16 protein-coding genes are annotated in these 19,511 nt (G+C 66.4%); 7 read left to right on the forward strand and 9 right to left on the reverse strand.

Translation table 11 applies throughout. From position 1 onward, the window contains the following. Positions 1-101: 101 nt before the first annotated feature. The 4 genes from K2Y42_RS09860 to K2Y42_RS09875 all read right to left on the reverse strand — a co-directional run bounded on the left by K2Y42_RS09860 (position 102) and on the right by K2Y42_RS09875 (position 4,435). On the reverse strand, positions 102-1,625 hold the full coding sequence (locus tag K2Y42_RS09860) for a tetratricopeptide repeat protein (protein WP_291151708.1): 1,524 nt from the start codon (positions 1,623-1,625) through the stop codon (positions 102-104). Positions 1,626-1,818: 193 nt separating this feature from the next. Beyond that, positions 1,819-2,418: an NAD(P)H:quinone oxidoreductase gene (wrbA, locus tag K2Y42_RS09865; RefSeq protein ID WP_291151710.1), complete on the reverse strand. Its 600-nt coding sequence runs from the start codon at positions 2,416-2,418 to the stop codon at positions 1,819-1,821. A gap of 99 nt (positions 2,419-2,517) precedes the next feature. Beyond that, positions 2,518-3,219, reverse strand: coding sequence for a pirin family protein (locus tag K2Y42_RS09870; RefSeq protein ID WP_291151712.1), 702 nt, complete (start codon positions 3,217-3,219; stop codon positions 2,518-2,520). Between the two features lie 124 nt (positions 3,220-3,343). Next, positions 3,344-4,435 carry an alkene reductase gene (locus K2Y42_RS09875; RefSeq protein WP_291151713.1) on the reverse strand — a complete coding sequence of 364 codons (1,092 nt, stop codon included), beginning with the start codon at positions 4,433-4,435 and terminating at the stop codon, positions 3,344-3,346. A gap of 311 nt (positions 4,436-4,746) precedes the next feature. On the opposite strand from K2Y42_RS09875, the gene K2Y42_RS09880 reads away from it, so the two are divergent. From K2Y42_RS09880 to K2Y42_RS09910, 7 genes are read left to right on the forward strand one after another with little or no spacing between them, the layout of a single operon-like run. Continuing rightward, on the forward strand, positions 4,747-5,205 hold the full coding sequence (locus tag K2Y42_RS09880) for a (2Fe-2S)-binding protein (RefSeq protein ID WP_291151715.1): 459 nt from the start codon (positions 4,747-4,749) through the stop codon (positions 5,203-5,205). 13 nt (positions 5,206-5,218) lie between these two features. Further along, positions 5,219-7,447, forward strand: coding sequence for a xanthine dehydrogenase family protein molybdopterin-binding subunit (locus K2Y42_RS09885; RefSeq protein WP_291151716.1), 2,229 nt, complete (start codon positions 5,219-5,221; stop codon positions 7,445-7,447). 5 nt (positions 7,448-7,452) lie between these two features. Beyond that, a complete protein-coding gene (locus K2Y42_RS09890) occupies positions 7,453-8,520 on the forward strand; it encodes an XdhC/CoxI family protein (RefSeq protein WP_291151717.1) in 1,068 nt (355 codons plus the stop codon). A 15-nt stretch (positions 8,521-8,535) separates the two neighbouring features. Beyond that, positions 8,536-9,174 carry a nucleotidyltransferase family protein gene (locus K2Y42_RS09895; protein WP_291151719.1) on the forward strand — a complete coding sequence of 213 codons (639 nt, stop codon included), beginning with the start codon at positions 8,536-8,538 and terminating at the stop codon, positions 9,172-9,174. Positions 9,175-9,176: 2 nt separating this feature from the next. Then, positions 9,177-9,893 carry an ABC transporter ATP-binding protein gene (locus K2Y42_RS09900; protein ID WP_291151721.1) on the forward strand — a complete coding sequence of 239 codons (717 nt, stop codon included), beginning with the start codon at positions 9,177-9,179 and terminating at the stop codon, positions 9,891-9,893. Beyond that, complete coding sequence (locus K2Y42_RS09905; RefSeq protein WP_366512376.1) at positions 9,890-12,355, forward strand: ABC transporter permease; 2,466 nt, start codon at positions 9,890-9,892, stop codon at positions 12,353-12,355. Before K2Y42_RS09900 ends, K2Y42_RS09905 begins: the two co-directional genes overlap by 4 nt. Then, entirely contained in the window at positions 12,345-13,424 is a 1,080-nt protein-coding gene (locus K2Y42_RS09910) for a lipocalin-like domain-containing protein (RefSeq protein WP_291151723.1), read from the forward strand. The genes K2Y42_RS09905 and K2Y42_RS09910 overlap by 11 nt, the downstream gene beginning before the upstream one ends. A gap of 68 nt (positions 13,425-13,492) precedes the next feature. Here the strand turns inward: K2Y42_RS09910 and K2Y42_RS09915 are convergent, their stop codons facing one another. The 5 genes from K2Y42_RS09915 to K2Y42_RS09935 all read right to left on the reverse strand — a co-directional run bounded on the left by K2Y42_RS09915 (position 13,493) and on the right by K2Y42_RS09935 (position 19,507). Then, a complete protein-coding gene (locus K2Y42_RS09915; protein WP_291151726.1) occupies positions 13,493-13,759 on the reverse strand; it encodes a hypothetical protein in 267 nt (88 codons plus the stop codon). A 40-nt stretch (positions 13,760-13,799) separates the two neighbouring features. Continuing rightward, complete coding sequence (locus tag K2Y42_RS09920; RefSeq protein ID WP_291151728.1) at positions 13,800-14,063, reverse strand: DUF1344 domain-containing protein; 264 nt, start codon at positions 14,061-14,063, stop codon at positions 13,800-13,802. A 146-nt stretch (positions 14,064-14,209) separates the two neighbouring features. Beyond that, positions 14,210-15,598, reverse strand: a complete 1,389-nt coding sequence (locus tag K2Y42_RS09925; protein ID WP_291151731.1) for a HAMP domain-containing sensor histidine kinase — start codon at positions 15,596-15,598, stop codon at positions 14,210-14,212. After that, on the reverse strand, positions 15,595-16,272 hold the full coding sequence (locus K2Y42_RS09930; RefSeq protein WP_291151734.1) for a response regulator transcription factor: 678 nt from the start codon (positions 16,270-16,272) through the stop codon (positions 15,595-15,597). The genes K2Y42_RS09925 and K2Y42_RS09930 overlap by 4 nt, the downstream gene beginning before the upstream one ends. A gap of 124 nt (positions 16,273-16,396) precedes the next feature. After that, positions 16,397-19,507: an efflux RND transporter permease subunit gene (locus K2Y42_RS09935; RefSeq protein ID WP_291151737.1), complete on the reverse strand. Its 3,111-nt coding sequence runs from the start codon at positions 19,505-19,507 to the stop codon at positions 16,397-16,399. Between the last annotated feature and the right edge of the window lie 4 nt (positions 19,508-19,511).

The raw sequence follows: 19,511 nt of genomic DNA on the forward strand, positions 1-19,511 counted from the left end.
AAGTTTGAAGGGTGCGGACCAAAAGGTCCGCACCCTTTTTCATTTCGGGGGCGGGTTCATTTCGTGTCTGGTTCGGTGCGAGGCTGGCCTCGCGTCCCGCTTCAGTTCACGCCCAGACGGCGCAGGCCCTCGGCGCTGGAGTCGGTTGCGGCGTCGAGCGCGAGGGCTTTGCGATAGTCGCTGATGGCGGCGCTGCGCGAGCCGCGCGCCTCGTGGATGTGCCCGCGCGTGTCGAACATGTAGGCCTTGTTCCCATCGAGCGAGATGGCGCGGTTCGCATCCTGCAGCGCCATCGCGAGATCGCCGGCCTTGTAGCGGGTCCAGGCGCGATTGTTGATGGCGTCTGCATTCGACGGGGCCAGTTTCAGGGCCTCGGTGTAGTCGTTGATCGCGGACTGATAGTTGCCCTTGTCGTAGTAGGCGACGCCGCGATGATTGAAGGCGTCGGCGGTCGGGTTCAGCTTGATCGCCTCGTCGTAGTGCTCGATGGCCTGGTCGGTCTCGCCCTTGTCGCGGAGCGCGCGGCCGAGCGAGTAGTGGATGGTGGCGTAGTCGGCATCGACCAGGCCGCCGATTTCGAGGAGGTCGTTGCAGGCCCTTTCGGCCTCGTCTGGCTTTTCCGTGTTCTGGCAGTCCTTCCACTGGCGCGTCAGGACGTAGCGGGAGGCCAGAGGATTGGATGGCGTCGTCGAGCTCTTCGGTTCGGGCTGGGGGTCCGCTTTCGGTTCGGCCTTACGCTCGGGTTGCTGCACTTCAGGAGCAGTCTCGATGCTGGCCGGAGGATCGCTCTTCGGTGGCGGGGTGTCCGCTGCCGGCGGCGGAGTGGTGTCCGCCTTCGGCTGCAGGCTGACCTCCGCGGTCGGCGCCGGGCCGTTGTCGAGATCGAGAGGCTGCTTGCTCGCGAGGCCGATTTTTTCGCGCACCGAGTCCGGCAGGTATTCGTAGGCGTAGACGCCGGCCAGCACGACCGCGAGAAGCGAGAGCACGATGCTGAGCGCGTTCGCCTCACCTTTCAATTTCAGGGCTGTGGCCAGTTTCTGCGCCGTAGCCATGGCCTGGGCGGATGGCGGCGGCGTGTCGGCCTTCGTCACGGCGACAGGCGTTTCCGGCTCGTCGAGCGTCAGCGTGTAGGCATGGACGCGCTCGGGAATGTTCTTCAGCGTCTGCGGTCCGGCATCGGCGAAGCGCAGGCCGATCTTGCCCGAGACCGCCTCATGCACCGAGCGCGAGACGCAGATGCCGCCGGGTGGGGCGACGGATTCGAGGCGGGCGGCGATGTTCACGCCGTCGCCAAGCAGGTCGCCGCCCTCGCGCTCGACCACGTCGCCGATGGTGATGCCGATGCGGAAGTTCATATGGCGGCTGGGCGGGTAGGCGAGATTGCGCGCCTTCAGGCTCTCCTGCACGTCGACGGCGCAGCGCACGGCTTCCACGGCGCTCTGGAATTCGGCGAGGATGGCGTCGCCCGCGGTGTTGAAGATGCGGCCGTCGCCGCGCTCGACGAACTCCTCGAAGACGGCGCGATAGCCCTCGAAGCGACGGAGCGTTTCCTCTTCATCCTCGGCGATCAAGCGGCTGTAGCCGGCGATATCCGCCGCAAGAATGACCGCGATTTTCCGTTTCAAGCGAAGCTCCTCGATCTGCGGGCAGAGCGAGGTGAGCTTTCCATGATCGGCCCGAAACGCGCAAGCATGTAAAGCGCTGGTATACAGGGATTTTCACGGCAACGTGGCTGATTTCTCGCGGTCGCGGAATGCAACTTCGGCCAGAACGGATATCCGTTCCGGCCGATCGTGCGGTGCGGACCTTGCGCGCGAACTATGCGGCGAGCTTGGCCGCGATCTGGGCTACGTGCCGGCCCTGGAAACGGGCGCCCGCCAGCTCGTTCTCGCTCGGCAGGCGGGAGCCGTCTGCGGCGGCGATGGTGCTCGCGCCATAGGGCGATCCGCCGGTGATCTCCGACAGGATGGTCTGGCCCTGGAACGAGTACGGCAGACCGACGACGACCATGCCGTGATGCAGGAGCACGGTATGGGTCGAGAGGATCGTGCTCTCCTGGCCGCCGTGCTGAGTGGCCGTGGACGTGAAGACGGATCCGACCTTGCCGACCAGCTTGCCGTGGAACCAGAGGCCGCCGGTCTGGTCGAGAAAGTTCTTCATCTGCGCGGCCATGTTGCCGAAGCGCGTCGGCGTGCCGATCACGATCGCGTCGTAGCCGGCGAGGTCGTCGACGGTGGCGATAGGCGCTGTCTGGTTGAGCTTGAAGCCGCTCTTTTCGGCGACCTCGGGGGGGACGATTTCCGGTACGCGCTTGATGTCTGCGTGGGCGCCGGCTTCGCGCACGCCTTCGGCGATGGCCTCCGCCATGCGTTCGATGTGGCCGTAGCTCGAATAATAGAGAACGAGAACTTTGGTCATGGGGCGGGCCCTCTTGCTGGGTGTGGCTGGATCGGATGGGTGCCCCGGAGCGGCGTATGAAGTGGCCGCTCCGGGTCGTGTGTCAGGTGGTCTCAGGCATCAGGCCGCGAGATCGAACAGCAGGATCTCGGCGTTGTCGTTGGCGCCGATGCTCACGGCCGTTTCGTTCGTCAGCGCGGCCGCGTCGCCCGCGCCGATGGCGGTTCCGTTGACGACCACCTCGCCGCGCGTGACCTGCACCCACGCCTTGCGGCGCGGACGCAGCGTGTGCGTCACGGCATCGCCCTTGCCGAGGCTGGCGACGTAGAGATCGAGATCCTGGTGGATCGTGACGGAGCCGTCGCGGCCATCGCGTGCGCCGACCAGCGTCAGGCGGCCTTGGCGTGCGTCAGCCGGAAACGACTTCTGCTCGTAGCTCGGCGCAAGTCCGCGGCTTTCGGGCAGCACCCAGATCTGCAGGAAGTGGACGGGCTCGCTGCTGGAGGCGTTGAACTCGCTGTGGGCGATGCCGGTTCCGGCCGACATGAGCTGCACGTCGCCGGGGCGGATGACCGATCCGGTGCCGATGCTGTCCTTGTGGGCGAGCGCGCCCTCGAGCACGTAGGAGATGATCTCCATGTTGTCGTGCGGGTGGGTGCCGAAGCCCTTGCCGCCCGACACGACGTCCTCGTTGATGACGCGCAGCGTGCCGAAGCCCATGTTCTCGGGGTCATAGTAGTGGCCGAACGAGAAGGTGTGCTTGCTGTCGAGCCAGCCGAAGTTGCTGGCGCCGCGCTCGTTGCCTTTGCGAACGGTGATCATGGCTCTGCTCCTTTCGGGCGGCACGTGCTGCGCCGCCGGTTTCGAGGAGATAGATGCCATCGTTCAGGTGCGGAACCAATGGGCTGGTTTGGAGCACACTGGTTCCGCTTTGGATGCAATGAGATTAGGCGGCTTTCGCGTCGAGCGTCGGATAGTCCGTGTAGCCCTCAGCGCCACCACCGTAGAACGTGCGCTGGATCGGCTCGTTCAGGGGCGCGTTGCGGGCCAGGCGCGTGACGAGGTCCGGGTTGGCGATGAACGGGCGGCCGAACGCGATCAGGTCGGCAGCGCCGGAGTTGACGGCGTCGATGGCGGCTGCCCTGTCGTAGCCGTTGTTGGCGAGATAGGCGCCGGAGAACAGCTTGCGCAATGCCTGGATGCTCGCGCCCGCCGGCAGGTCGCGCGTGCCGCCCGTCTGGCCCTCGACGAGGTGGAGATAGCCGAGGCCGAATTCACTGGCGCGCGCGATGGCGGCGCCGAAGGTCGCCATCGGGTTGCTGTCGTCGATGTCGCCGAAGTTCGAGAACGGACTGAAGCGCACGCCGACGCGGCTTGCGGGAAACACGGTGATGAGCGCGGCCAGGATTTCGGACAGGAAGCGGACGCGGTTTTCGAGGCTGCCGCCGTACATGTCCTGGCGCTTGTTCGAGCCGTCGCGCAGGAACTGGTCGACGAGATAGCCGTTGGCGCCGTGCAGCTCGACGCCGTCGAAGCCCGCGATCTTGGCGTTCTCGGCGGCTTTCCGATAGTCCTCGACAACGCGTGCGATTTCCGCCGTTTCGAGGGCGCGCGGGGGAGAGGCGTCGACAAAGCCCGATGTCGTGAAGACCTGCGTCTTGGCCGTGATGGCGGATGGTGCGACCGGCGGCTGGTTGCCGGCCTGGAGCGACGTATGGGATACGCGCCCGACGTGCCAGAGCTGAGCGAAGATGTGGCCGCCCTTGGCGTGGACGGCATCAGTCACGGCGCGCCAGCCGACGACTTGTTCAGGAGAGTGCAGCCCCGGGGTCGCGAGGTATCCCTGACCTTCCTGCGAGATCTGCGTTCCCTCGGTAATGATGAGGCCCGCCGTCGCGCGCTGGGCGTAATAGTCCACGTTGAGGGTGTGCGGAACATTGCCGTCGGCTGCGCGATTGCGCGTGAGGGGCGCCATGACAATGCGGTTTGGCAGCGTCATGGTGCCGATCGTGAGCGGCGTGAAAAGCTTGTCGGTCATTGGGGATCTCCTTCGGGCCTCGCGGTCATATGTAGCGCGCCGCGAGAATTGGAAGTGCTGTGCCGAATTTCTAGGCGAACGACCGGTAAAGCACACCGGAAAGCGAAGAGTTTTCCGACCCCTGGAAAAACTGCCGCGGTGTTCGCATATGCCAATTTCGCATGCCGGATGCCCGCTCGGGGCCGGTCTCGGGGCTGTTTCGGCGCTTTCGCCCGGTGCGCGCGGCCAGGCTGCCCATGACGCGACGGCCAACACGTGGCCGCGGATACTGCGTGCGATGACACGGATTGCGACGACAGGGGGATCTCCACATGACGACGTTTCAAATCAACGGCCGGGACGTGACGGTTTCGGTCGAGGACGACACGCCGTTGCTTTGGGTGGTGCGTGACGAACTGGGGCTCGTCGGATCGAAATTCGGATGCGGTGTGGCGCAGTGCGGAGCGTGCACCATGCACCTCGACGGCCAGCCCGTGCGCGCGTGCGTGACGCCGGTGTCGGATGTGGCGGGACGCAAGGTCACGACGATCGAGGGGATCTCGGGCAGCGTCGCCGACGCCGTGCGCGACGCGTGGGTGAAGCTCGACGTCGTGCAATGCGGCTATTGCCAATCGGGACAGGTGATGAGTGCGGTCGCGCTGCTGGCTGAGAGCCCGGCGCCATCGGATGCGGATATCGACACCGCCATGAGCGGCAATATCTGCCGCTGCAACACGTATCAGAGAATTCGGACGGCCATTCATGACGCCGCAACGACGTTGAAGGGCTGAGGAGGGACACGCGATGCTGGGACCAGTCGATCTTTCTCGGTTGCCTTCCTTTTCTGAGACGCGCCGCGCGGTTGGCGCGCGTGCAGCGTTGCCGCTGGACCGCCGTTCGTTCGTGCGCCTCGCGCTTGGAACGGGTGCGGGGCTTGTCATTGGCGGCCTGATCGAAAGCGTGCCCGCGGGCGCGGAAGCGGCCGCTGCCTCGAACGCGTACGACGGCGTCTTCACGCCGTTCGTGCGGATCTCGCCCGACAACGTCGTGACGGTGCTGATCAAGCATCAGGACATGGGGCAGGGTGTCACGACCGGGCTTTCGACGCTCGTGGCCGATGAACTCGATGCGGACTGGGCGCAGGTCGTGCCGGAATTCTCGCCCGCCAATGTCGCGCTCTACAAGAATTTTGCGTTTGGTGTGCAGGGCACGGGCGGTTCGACCGCGATTTCCAACTCCTTCGAGCAATATCGCAAGGCGGGCGCTGCGGCGCGCTCGATGATCGTGCAGGCGGCTGCGAAGCGCTGGGGTGTCGCAGCGGACAGCATCAAAGTCTCCAAGGGTGTCGTGACCTCGGGTGCGCATTCGGCGACCTTCGGAGATCTCGCGCAGGAGGCCGCCGCCGTTCCCGTGCCGGCCGATCCCACGCTCAAAACGCCGGATCAGTTCACCTACATCGGCAAATCGTTTCCGCGCCTCGATTCGAAAGCGAAGACGACGGGTGCGCGTCTCTACACGCAGGATGTGCAACTGCCGGGCATGCTTGTTGCGACGCTCGCGCGGCCTGCGCGCTTCGGCGGCGTGGTGAAGTCGGTCGACGACACGGCCGCGCGCGCCGTCAAGGGCGTGGTCGATGTCGTGACGACCTCTCGCGGCGTAGCCGTTCTTGCAACCTCGACCTATCCGGCCATTCGCGCGCGCGAGCTTCTCAAGATCACCTGGGACGACGCCAAGGCCGACATGCGCGGCACGGACGCGCTGGTCGCGGAATACCAGAAGCTCGCGGACACGCCGGGCGTTGTCGCCAAGGCTGGCGATGCGGAGGCGGCGCTCGCCAAGGCTGACCGGGTGATAGAGGCGTCGTATGTTTTTCCCTACCTTGCGCACGCGCCGATGGAGCCGATGAACTGCGTGGCGCAGTTCAAGGACGGCCGCGCGACCCTGTGGACGGCGTCGCAGCTTCAGACAGTGGACCAGGCCGTGACGGCTGCGATCTTCGGCATCAAGCCCGAGGACGTGACGATCAACACGCTGTGGGCGGGCGGCTCGTTCGGCCGGCGCGGCACCTATGATGCGGACTACATCGCGGAAACGGCCGAGATCGTAAAGGTCACGGGCCGCGGCGAGCCGATCAAGCTGGTCTGGACGCGCGAGGACGATATCAAGGGCGGCTACTACCGGCCTGTCTACGTGCACAAGGTGCGCGTGGGGCTCGACAAGGACGGCGCGATCCTGGGCTGGCATCACCGCATCGTGGGGCAGTCCATCGTTTCAGGCACGATGTTCGAGAGCGCGCTGGTGAAGGATGGCGTCGACGGCACATCCGTCGAAGGCGTATCGGATACGCCCTACGCAATTCCCAACATGCACGTGGAGCTGCACAGCACGACCGTCGGTGTGCGCCCGTTGTGGTGGCGGTCGGTCGGTCATACGCACACGGCGTATGTCATGGAAACGATGATCGACGAGGTTGCGGCGGCGGGCGGCAAGGATCCGGTGGAGTTCCGGCTGGCGCTGCTCGCCAAACATCCGCGCCATACGAGCGTGCTGAAGCTCGCCGCGGAAAAAGCGGGCTGGGGCACCCCCGCGCCCGAGGGCGTGTTTCGCGGTGTCGCCGTCCACGAGAGCTTCAAGAGCTTCGTTGCCGAAGTGGCCGAGGTGCGTCTCGTCGACGGCAAGCCGAAAGTCGAGCGCGTGGTGGCGGCGGTCGATTGCGGGCTCGCGGTCAATGCTGATAACATCAGGTCGCAGGTCGAGGGCGGCGTCGGATTTGGGCTCGGAGCTGTGCTGCACGGCAAGGTGACGTTGAAAGACGGCGTCGTCGAGCAGGGCAACTTCGACAGCTACGAAGTGCTGCGCATCAACGAGATGCCGCGCGTGGAGGTGCATATCGTGCCGTCTGCCGAAGCCCCGACGGGCATCGGCGAGCCCGGCGTGCCGCCCGTCGGTCCTGCGGTGGCCAACGCGATTTCCGCGGGAACGGGGCAGCGCGTGCGGGTGCTACCGTTCGATGTCGGATTGAAACTGGGGTGAACGCTATGCCGGATGCCGGCCTCTTGCATGCCGGCGGCGAAGCCGGTGGGGTTCTCTCGGAGCGCGATGCGCTCGATGCTGTTGCGGGTGCGGGTGAACGTGATGCGGTTTCCGTCGCGCGCCGCTGGCTCGATCAGTACGGCACGGTGGGTGTTGCGACCGTGATCAAGACCTCAGGGTCGTTCCCGGTTCCGGTGGGCGGACAGCTCGTGATCGGTCCCGGGGATCGGTTCGAAGGGTCCGTCTCCGGCGGCTGTGTCGAGGCGGCCGTGATCACCGAAGCCGCGGGCGTGCTCGCAGGGCAACCGAAGGTGCTCGCCTACGGCGTCTCGGACGAGACGGCATGGCATGTGGGATTGCCGTGCGGCGGCAAGATCGAGGTGCTCGTCGAGCGGCTCACCGGGGCGGACGATGCCCGCTATCTGGATGCGGTTCTGGCCGCGCGCGCGTCGCGGTCGCTGCTGGTGGTCGAGACGAACCTCGAAAGCGGCAGCCGGGTTCTGCACGGAGACGCGGGTGCGTTCGAAACCGGCGTTGCCGCCAATCTCTCGGCTGGCGAATGCCAGCTCGACGATGCGCCGGGTGCGCGCCGCTTCCTCAATGCGCTGGCGCCGCCGGTGCGCGTCATTCTCGTCGGCGCGGGCCATATCGCGCAGGTGCTGTCCGATCTCGCGACCCGCTTGGGGTTCCAGGTTACGGTTGTCGATCCGCGCACCGCGTTCTCCACTGCGGAGCGCTTCGCGGGCGTGCCGCTGAACCACGACTGGCCCGAGCGTGCGCTGCCGGCGCTCGGCCTCGACAGCCGCACGGCCGTGGTGACGCTCGCGCACGAAGCGCGTCTCGACGACGAAACGCTGATGCTCGCGCTTCGCTCGCCCTGTTTCTATGTCGGCGCGCTGGGGTCGCGGCGGACGCACGAGAAGCGGGTCGCGCGGTTGAGCGCGGCCGGGCTTACAGATGCAGAGATCGCGCGCATCGATGGGCCGGTCGGCCTTCGCATCGGCGCGAAGGGTCCGGGAGAGATCGCGGTGTCCATCCTCGGGGCGTTGATCAAAGCCCGGCACGGGGCGTGACATGATCGACGTGCCATGAGCGTTGCGGACACGCGGCAGTTTCCGCTCGCCGCCGTGCTGCTTGCGGGTGGAGCGTCGCGCAGGTTCGGCGCGGAGAACAAGCTCTTGGCCAGCATCTCGGGCACGCCTCTGCTGCGACGGGTGGCCGAGGAAATCTTCAGTGCCGGCATTCGCGATATCATCGTCGTCACGGGCGCGGATCACGAGGCGTATGTGCGCGCGCTCGATGGGCTGGCCGTGCGGTTCGCGGCGAACGCGGCGTGGGACGAGGGCATGGGCGGATCGATTGCGTCGGGCATGTCGCTCGTGGACGGCCGCGCCGCGGGCGTGTTCATCGTGCCGGGTGATCTTCCGAACCTGACGGCCGCGATGTTCCGCCATCTCGCAGGCGAATTCGAAGCGCACGGCGGGTGCAAAATCGTGGTGCCGGTCACGGCGGACGGAGCGCAGCGCAATCCCGTGTTGTGGCCGCGGAGCGCGTTTGCGGCGCTGGCTGCGCTCTCGGGCGCGCGGGGCGGGAAGTCGGTGCTGGACACGCTGGCCGCGGAGCGGCTTGATGTGGCGTTCGACGATGCGGCCCTGTTCGCGGACATCGACACGCAGGCCGACCTCAACCGCCTCATTGCCGGACACTCTCTCATCTCGGGGATCTGACCGTGACCCTCATCGACGCGCCGCATGGGTTGGATCGTGCAGCGGCTGGCGCCTCGCCGCTGCTTCGCGTGTCGGGCGTTCACAAAGCCTATCCTTCGCCGCAGGGAGCAGTGCCAGTGCTGCGCGGTGTCGACCTCGCGCTGGCGCGCGGCGAGAGCCTGGCGCTGCTCGGCGAATCCGGCAGTGGCAAGAGCACGCTTCTGCATCTCATCGGCGGGCTCGATGACGCGGACGGCGGCGAGATCGTGCTCGACGGCGTGCATCTCACTGGGCAGAGCGACGGCGATCGCTCGGAGCTTCGGCGCGAGCGTGTCGGCATCGTGTTTCAACAGTTCAATCTCGTGCCGAGCCTGACGGTCGCGGGCAATCTCGCGTTTCAGGCGCGCATCGCGGGACGGTTCGATGCGGCGTGGCAGAAGGAGCTCGTGGGGCGGCTCGGTCTCGAGGGGCTGGAGCGGCGGTATCCGGAGCAGCTTTCGGGCGGACAACAACAGCGTGTCGCGATCGGTCGGGCGCTGGCGGTGAAGCCGCGCCTTCTGCTCGCCGACGAGCCGACCGGAAATCTGGACGAAGCAACAGGCGACGACGTGCTGGGGCTCGCTCTCGATCTCGTCGCGGCGACGGGGTGCGGGTTCCTGATGGCGACGCACAGCACGCGGCTGGCGCAGCGCCTCGACCGGCAGGTGACGCTCGCCAAGGGCGTGCTGGTGGTGCCGTGAGCGAGGCGCTCTGGACGTTCGCAACGCTGCTCAGTCATTGGCGGCGCCATCCGATGAACCTGGCGACGCTCGTCATCGGGCTCGCCGTCGCAACGGCGCTGTGGAGCGGCGTGGCTGCGCTCAACGCGCAGGCGCGCGCGAGCTACGACAAGGCGGCGGCCGTGTTGGGCGAAGCGGGCGCGGCGAGTTTCGTCGCGGCCGGCAGCTCCTTCATCCCCCAGACAAGCTACGTGGCTCTGCGGCGCGCGGGGTTGCCCGTATCGCCGGTGCTCGAAGGCACTTTACGCATCGGCGGGGTTTCCTACCGGGTGGTCGGCATCGAGCCGCTGACCAGCCCAAAGAGTTCAGCCGGTGGCCACCTTGCGACAAGCGCCGATCTCGAAGCGTTCTTGAAGCAGCCGGGCCGCACTCTCGTTGCGCCGGAAACGCTCGCGGAGCTCGGCGTCGCGCCCGGTGCGCAGCCCGCAACTGAGCAGGGCCGCACGCTGCCGCCGCTGGCCGCGGCCGATGCCGTCGCGCCAGGATTGCTGGTGGTCGATATCGGAGCGGCGCAGACGCTTCTGGGCCGCGATGGGCAACTGTCGCGTCTGATATTGGCGGCCGGGGCCGGCACCGAGACGCGGGCCTTGCCTTCCGATTTGCGCGAGACGCTTCGGATTGAGAAGGCCGACGAGACCGGCGATCTCGCCCGGCTGACCGACAGTTTCCATCTCAACCTGACGGCGTTCGGCTTTCTGGCGTTCATCGTCGGGCTGTTCATCGTGCATGCGTCCATCGGGCTCGCGTTCGAGCAGCGGCTCACGAGCGTGCGGACGCTGCGCGCGACGGGGGTGTCGCTCAAGACGCTGATCGCCGCGCACATGTGCGAGGCAGTGATGTTCGCATTGGTCACCGGCGTGCTCGGCGTCATCGGCGGTTACTTGATCGCGGCCGCGTTGCTGCCGGATGTGGCGGCGAGCCTGCAGGGGCTCTACGGCGCGCATGTGGGCGGACATCTTGCCATTGATGCGCGCTGGTGGCTCTCGGGGCTTGGCATGGCGCTGGCTGGGGCGCTCGCCGCGTATGGCGCAGGATTGCTCAAGATCGCGCGCATGCCGGTGCTGGCGATCGCGAAACCGCTGGCGTGGCGCGAGGCGCAGGCGCTGCACCTCAAGCGGCAGGGGATCGCAGCCGTCGTGGCGCTCACGATCGCGCTGGCGGCTTATGTTGGCGGGACGGGGCTCGAGGCAGGCTTTGCGGTTATCGCGGGCGTTCTGCTCGGCTCCGCGCTGCTGCTGCCGCTCGTGCTGGCGGGTGTGCTGCGGCTGGGCGAGCGGGGCGCCTCCAGCGCGCTGTCGCAATGGTTCTGGGCGGATACGCGCCAGCAGCTCTCGGGGCTGTCGCTGGCGCTGATGGCGTTGCTGCTGGCGCTCGCAGCCAATGTGGGCGTCGGCACGATGGTGGAAGGGTTTCGCAAGACGTTCACGGCGTGGCTGGACGAGCGGCTCAACTCGGAAATCTACTTCGATGCGGCAGGCGTGCCCGAGGCGCGCGAGATCGAAGCCTGGCTCGGGCAACGGCCGGACGTGTCGGCGGTGCTGCCGGTGTGGAAAGCCGAGACGCGCATTGCGGGCTGGCCGGTGGATGTGTTCGGCACGCGCGATCATGCGACCTATCGCGATCATTTCACTCTACTCGCGCAATCGGACGGCGCATGGGATGCCATGCGCGACGGGCGAGGCGCGCTCGTGAGCGAGCAGCTGGCGCGGCGCATGTCGCTCGGCATCGGTGATGCGATCGAGCTGCCGACGGCGCGCGACACCTGGCGCGTGCCCATCGTCGGCCTCTATCCGGACTACGGCAATCCCAAAGGCCAGGTGCGCGTGAACGTCGATGCGCTTGTGGCGCATTGGCCGGACGCGCGGCGTACGAGCTACAGCCTGCGCGTTGTGCCTGGGCGGGCGGGCGATCTGATCCGCGATATGCAGGCGGCGCTCGGGGGCAAGCTCGCGCGCGTCGTGGATCAGGCGGCGTTGAAGACCATGTCGAAGCAGATTTTCGAGCGTACGTTCGCGGTGACGGGCGCGCTCAATACGTTGACGCTGCTCGTCTCGGGGGTGGCGCTGTTTGCGAGCCTTTTGACGCTCAGCGGCGTCCGGTTGGCGCAGGTCGCGCCGGTGTGGGCGCTGGGCGTGACGCGGCGCAGGCTCGGGGATCTCGAAGTGGGCAAGGTGGTGCTGCTCGCGGCCGTGACGGCGGTGCTCGCCGTTCCCCTCGGGCTTGCGCTCGCGTGGTGTCTCGTGGCCATCGTCAACGTGCAGGCGTTCGGGTGGCGGCTGCCGTTTCATGTTTTCCCCTCGCAATGGGCGCTGATTTTCGCGCTGGCGGTCCTGACGGCGTTCGTCGCGGCGATCATTCCGGTCGTGAGATTGGCGCGGACGGCGCCGCAGGATCTGCTCAAGGTGTTCGCCAATGAGCGTTAGCCGCGCCATTGCCGCCGCTGTTCTGCTGGCGCTCTGCGTGTGGGGGAGCGCGCGCGTCACGGCGGGCGGCTTTGCGGGGCTCGGCGACGATGCCGCCGGGTTCGCGCCCGTCGTGCCGGGACGCGAGATCGTGTTCCCCGCTGACTTCGGCGCGCACCCCGATTTTCGCATCGAGTGGTGGTACGTGACCGCCAACCTCAAGGACGCATCGGGCGCGGACTACGGCGTGCAATGGACGCTGTTCCGGCAGGCGCTCGAGCCGGGGCCGCAGCGCGACGGCTGGGCGAGCCAGCAGGTCTGGATGGGGCATGCGGCCGTGACGAGTGCAACAACGCATCGGTTTGGGGAAACGCTCGCCCGCGGCGGGATCGGGCAGGCGGGCGTCGAGGCGCAGCCGTTTCAGGCCTGGATCAACGACTGGTCGTTCAAGAGCACGGATGCGCACGATGCGGCAATACGGGCGCTGACGCTCACGGCGGGGGGCAAGGATTTCTCGTATGCGTTGACGCTCAAGACGGATCGCGCGCCCGTGCTGCAGGGCGACCGCGGCTACAGCCGAAAATCGGATCGCGGGCAGGCGTCCTATTACTACAGTCAGCCCAACTTCGAGGTGTCGGGCACGCTCACCATCGACGGGCGCGATGTCGCCGTCACGGGCACGGCGTGGATGGACCGCGAGTGGAGCAGCCAGCCGCTCGCGGCGGAGCAGAAGGGATGGGATTGGCTGTCGCTGCATCTGCCGGATGGCGAGAAGCTCATGCTGTTCCAGCTTCGCGGCACGGGGGTGGGCGACGTCTACAGGTCGGGTAACTGGATCGGGCGCGACGGCCACGTCACGCCGCTTGCGAGTGGAGACATCGTGCTGACGCCGGGCGAGGCGCGCCGCGTTGCAGGCAGAGCGCTCCCGGTGACGTGGCGGGTCGAGGTGAAAAGCAAAGGTCTTAGGATCGAGACGGCGCCGCTCAATGCCGATGCCTGGATGGGCACGACGTTTCCCTATTGGGAAGGGCCGATCCGTTTTACCGGCACGCACGCCGGCAACGGGTATCTTGAGATGACCGGATACTGAAAAAGGAGAAGGGCGGGGCACTGGGGGGATGGAGTGCAGCCCGCCCCCTCTCAACCGGTGAGCTTGGATCACACGGCAGGGAGGATCCTGATTGCGTAGCGATGGCCGTGGGCCTCGCGATAGACGATGCTGACCTTCTCGCCGCGGCGCAGGCCCTGTCCCATCGCGCGGGGATCGTAGCGATAGGTCTGGTGGCCGACGGTGAGGTGCTGTGCGCGCGGGTTCAGATGCTCGATGCGCCCCTTGGCTTCGTGCGTGCCGCCGGCAGCCGCGGCAGCGCCCGCGCCGGTCGCAAGAACAACGGCAACAGTGCCGATCGTTTTCATGGCTTTCATGGGATCTCTCCGTGTTTTCTTTCTCGCCGCCTAAGCGGCGTTACTTCGTATGATGAACCTTAGAGGCGATGTTCTTGCCGTCCTTCACCTCGTAGGTGATCGCGACCTTGTCGCCGGCCTTGATCTTGTCGAGCTTGACGTGGCTGCCGACTTCGAACGTGTCGCCAGTTGCGAGGGTCAGCTCGTGCTTTGCGGCGTCGGTGGATTTCACGTCGCCGGTCTTCATCTGGGATGCTGCGAATGCGGTTGCGGACATGGCGGTGAGAGCTGCGAGAACGAGGGGCGTGGCAACTTTGAGAGACATCGGGGGCTCCTGTTGTTTCGCCGGGCTTCGGGTTCGTTTCAGTTGGTCATTGCCTGGCGCCCCCTTGATATGCGCCCTTCATCTTGCCGCTGCTTGGCCGGGAGCATACGGTTTCGTAAGGGCCGATCACGTTCGCACGGGGCGGATCAGGCGGCCTCTGCGGCGCCTGGGAACGAAATCGCAACGCAGAGCCCAGGGGCCTGATCCTTCAGCGCAATTGTCGCGTCGTGCAGCTCTGCGATGGCTGCAACGAGCGTGAGGCCGAGGCCGCTGCCGGGCGTGGTGCGGGCGCGTTCGAGCCTGTAGAGACGGCGAAATACCTTTTCGCGGTCGGCCTCGGGAATGCCGGGACCGTTGTCGGAAAGCTCGGCGCGGAAGCCCTCGGGCTCTTCGTGGAGGGCGATGGAAATGCTGGTGCCGGCGGGGCAATGGCGGATCGCGTTCTCGATCACGTTGGCGAAAAGCTGGACGAGCAGCTCGCGGTCGCCTCTGACGAGCGCGGGCTTCCAGCGCGCATCGGCCCACGAGAGGCTATGGCCGGCGTCTTCCGCAACGGCCGTATAAATTTCGGCGACATCATCGAGTATTGAAACGAGATCGACGTTGGCGAAGCGGGCGCGGCGGGCACCTGCTTCGATCTGCGTGATGCGCAGCAATGCGTCGAACGTCTCCATGATGCCGTCTAGATCGTCGAGGGCGCCGTCGAGGGAGGCGCGGAAGTCGGATGCTGTGCTCGCGCCGCGGCGCGCGATGTCGAGGCGCTGGCGCAGCCGCCCGACGGGCTTCTTCAGATCGTGCGCGATGTCGGAGGAAGACTGGTTGACGTTTTCCATCAGCTTCTGGAGATGATCGAGCGTGCGGTTCACCTGCTCGCCGACGTGGTCGATGTCGTCGCCCGAGCCGGACATCGGCACGCGGGCCTTGATGTTGCCGTCGGACACGGCGGCGAGGGTGTGGGCGAACGCGTCGATGCGGTGCTGGGTCTGGCGCGCGATGAAGGCGCCGCAGGCGGCGCCGAGCAGGGTCGTTGCAAAGAGACCGATGCCGAGCACCTCGAGCAGGAACGTCTGTGTGCGCCTGAGCTCGCCGTCACTGCTGCCGACGAGAAGGCGGCCTTCGGAGACGTTTTCCCAGATGGCGTGGAAGCGATCGTCCGGTTCTCCGGTGGTGCTTCCAGGCTGGACCTTGGCGCGTTCGAGGATGATCCAGCCGTCGGCCGCGGGAATGTCGCGCACGTTGCCGGCAATGTGGCGGCCGTCCTTGTCGACCAGCTCGACGATGAAGTCGGCGTGGCGGACGGAGTTGCTTTCGCTGGCGACGACGGCCGCGAGGTCGTGGAACGACCGCTCGTCGTCGATGGCCTGGAACGCTTCCATCGCTTCCTGAGCGCGGACGTGGATCTGGTCCGTCAGGCGCGAGGTCATGCCGAGGAAAAGGATCGCAAAGAGGGCGACGACGGTTGCCGCGAACAGAGCCGTGAATGTCGCCGCGAGCCGGAACGGGGTTCGTTTCAGAACGGCGGCGCTTCCCGTCACGGGCCCTCGTGGAGGCTATAGCCGCTGCCGCGCACCGTGTGGATCAACTCGGTCGCGAACGGCTTGTCGATCTTGCTGCGCAAGCGCGAGATGTGCGTTTCGACGACGCTGGTCTTGGGATCGAAGTGGAAGCTCCAGACGCGCTCCAGCAGCATGGTGCGCGTAACCACGCGGCCCTTGTTGCGCATGAGGACTTCGAGAAGGCGGAACTCGCGCGGCTGGAGGTCGATCTCGGCGGAGCCGCGGTAGACCTTTCGCGTGATGAGGTCGAGAGCGAGGTCGCCGACCTTGAGGCGCGTTTCCTCGCCCTTGAGGTGGGGGCGGCGCGAAAGTGCGTTGATGCGCGCCAAGAGCTCGGAAAAGGCGAACGGCTTCGTGAGGTAGTCGTCGCCGCCCGCATCGAGGCCGTCGACGCGGTCGTCGACGCCGCCGAGGGCCGTCAGAAAGATGATCGGGATCTTGCAGCCGGCCGAGCGCATCGTCTTGACGATGGCGAGGCCTTCTATGCCGGGCAGCATGCGGTCGACGATGAGCACGTCGTAGGTTTCGCCCATGGCCTGGGTCATGCCCTCGCGCCCGTCGGCGCTGTGGTCGATGGTGTGGCCTTCTTCCTCGAGACCGTTGATGACGTATTGGGCGGTGTCGGGGTCGTCTTCGATAAGTAGCACGCGCATTGTCGCGTCCTCGGTGTCGGATGGAGTGGGCGTGCAGCAAGTATAGCTGCGCCGAGTTGGCCGCCCACTGTCCGCGCCGTTACAATTTCGTAAGGGTAAACCGTTGTTTTGCGGCGCGCGGCGGTTACACGAACGCGCCAGAGCCGCCGTGGTTCACTTCGCGCGGCGGAGTGCCGCCGGCGTCCAGGGCTTCGACTTCGGTGTCCCACTCGTCGGCGCGGTGCTCGGCTGCCACCGCGAGGTAGATCACCGGCAGGATGAAGAGGGTAAACAGCGTGCCGATGGCCATGCCCGTGACGAGCACGATGCCGATGCTGTTGCGCGCTTCCGCGCCAGCCCCGGTGACGAACACCAGCGGAAGGTGGCCGAAGACGGTTGCGGCCGTCGTCATCAGAATCGGGCGCAGGCGCGTCTTGGCGCTCTCGCGGATGGCGGCCAGCTTGGTCAATCCCTGCGTCTGCAACTCGTTGGCGAAGGCGACGATCAGAATGCCGTTCTTGGCGATGAGGCCGACGAGCGTGATGAGGCCGATCTGGCTGTAGATGTTGATGGTGGTGAAGCCGAGGAACGTGAACAGAAGGGCTGCGGAAAGCGCCAGCGGCACCGACCCCACGAGAACGACCAGGGGATCGCGGAAGCTGCCGAACTGCGCGACGAGCACGAGATAAATCAGCACGATGGCGAACGCGAGTGTGCCGGCAAGGGTTGCGCCTTCCTGGCGGATCTGGCGGGATTCGCCGGCGTAATCGATGGTGTAGTCGGCGGGCAGGATCTCGCGCGCGGCGGCTTCGAGCGTTGCGAGGGCGGTGCCTTTGGTCACGCCGGGCACGACGCCGCCGAACACGCGGAAGCTGTCGGCCTGCTGGAAGCGCGTCAGCGTGCGGGGGGCTGTTTTCGTTTCGAGGCTGGCGATGGCGGAGACCGGGATCTGCTTTCCGTCGCGCGTGCGGATCTTGTAGTCGAGGAGGCGCGAGGCGGCGGTGCGCGCTTCGAGGTTCACCTGCGGGATCACCTTGTAGGCGCGTCCCTCGCGCGTGAAGCGGTTGACGTAGTTGCCCGAGACGAGCACGCCGAGCTGGCGGCCGACGTCGGCGAGGTCGAGGCCGAGGTCGGCGACGCGCTCGCGATGCACCGTCACCATGACCTGCGGCAGGTCGATCTTGAGATCGGTGTCGGCGAACATGAACTGGCCGCTGGCGAAGGCGGCGTTGACGAGCTTGCCGGCGTACTCGGCCATCTGCTCGGGCGCGCCCGGGCCCTTCAGCACGAGCTCCACGTCGTAGTTGCCGGCGCCCGGGAGGGCGGGCGGCAACACGGGAAACACCTGCAGCTCCTTGATCTGGGAAACCGCGCCGAAAATCTCGGGCTGGATCTGGTGGGCGCTGCGCGCCCGGTCGTGCCAGTTCTTCAGCAAATAGCCGCCGAAGCCGTTCGAGGGGAAGACGATCTCGAACATGGCTTCGTACTCCGGCAGCGCCGTGCCGACGTTCTTGATCTTGTCCATGTGCGAGGTGGTGTAGGCGAGAGACGCGTCGGGTGCGGAGTTCACGATCAGGAGGATGAAGCCTTCATCCTCGACGGGGGCAAGCTCCTGCGAGGAGAACATGTAGAACGGCACGGTGAGCACGCAGATGAAGGCGCCGAAGGTCAGAACCTGCTTGCGCAGCGTGAGAATGACGTCGAGTGCGTTGCCGTAGGCCTCGGAGAGGCGATCGAGGCTGCGCGTGACGAAGCGCGCATAGCGTCCCTCGTGGCCGCCTTCGGTCGCCGTGTAGGCGCTCATGATCGGTGACAGGGTGATTGCCACGAAGCCGGAGAAGATGACGGCGATCGCGAGCGTGAAGGCGAACTCCTTGAATAGCACGCCCGTGAGGCCCGACAGGAACCCGATCGGCGCGTATACGGCGGCGAGCGTGATCGTCATGGCGATGATGGGCGTGAAGAGCTGGCGGGTGCTGATAAGCGCCGCCTGGATTCGTCCCATGCCGTTCTGCATGTGGCGCGTCACGTTCTCGACCACGACGATGGCGTCGTCGACCACGATGCCGACCGAGAGCACGATGGCGAGCAGCGTCAACAGATTGAGCGAGAAGCCCATCGCCATCATGGCCGCGATGGCGCCGATCAGCGAAATCGGGATCGTCACCAGCGGCACCAGCGCGCTGCGCCAGGAGCCCAGGAACAGGAACACGATGAAGCCGACGATGAGGACGGTTTCGCTGAAGGTCTTGGCGATCTCCTTCAGCGAGTTCTCCATGTAGACCGTGCCGTCGTAGGCGAGGTCGATCTCGGTGCCGGCGGGCAGATCGGGGCGGATGCGCTCCAGCTCGGCGCGCAGCGCATAGGCAACCGCGATCTCGTTCGTGCCGGGTAGCGGCCAGACGGACAGGTAAACCGCGTCCTTGCCGTTGTGGCGCACATTCGACGTTTCTTCTTCCGATCCAAGCTCGACGCGGCCGAGATCCGAGATGCGGACGATGCGGTTGCTGTCCTCGCGCACGATCAGGCGTTCGAATTCCTCGACGCTCTTGAGATCGGTGTTGGCCAGGAGATCGACCTGGACCTCGCTGCCCTTGGTGCGGCCGACGGCGGCGAGGAAGTTGTTGCGCAGGAGGGCTGCCTCGACCTCGCTTGCGCCGAGGTTGAAGGCGGCGAGCCGGTCGGCGTCGAGCCAGATGCGCATGGCCTGAGGGCGGGCGCCTTCCATGCCGACACGCTGGACGTTGGCGATCGTGCTCAGGCGCGGCTGGATGCTGCGCGAGAGGTAGTCGGTGATCTCGGGCGGCTTCATCACGTCGGACGTGACGCTGACGTAGAACGTCGCGTAGGGCCGGTCGGCGCGCTGCACCTCGACGACAGGGCTTTCGATTTCCTGCGGCAGCTCGCTGCGGATCTGGCCGAGGCGGTTGCCGACCTCGGTCAGGGCGACGGTGCTCGGATGGTTCAGCTTGAGACGGGCGGTGACGGTGCTCAGCCCCGCAACGCTCGAGCTTTCCACGTAGTCGATGCCGGTGATGGACGACACGGCGCGTTCGATGGGCGTGGTGACGAAGCCGCGAATGCTCTCGGCGGAGGCGCCGACGTAGACCGTCGTGATCAGGATCGAGGAGCTCTCGATGCGCGGATACTGCTGGATCGGCAACTGGGTCGCCGCGCGCAGCCCAATCAGAACCAGCGCCAGGTTCAGAACCAGCGCGATCACCGGGCGGCGGACAAACAGGTCGATGACGCGCATGGCT

Source organism: Hyphomicrobium sp., assembly GCF_019744875.1.
GTDB lineage: Bacteria > Pseudomonadota > Alphaproteobacteria > Rhizobiales > Hyphomicrobiaceae > Hyphomicrobium_C.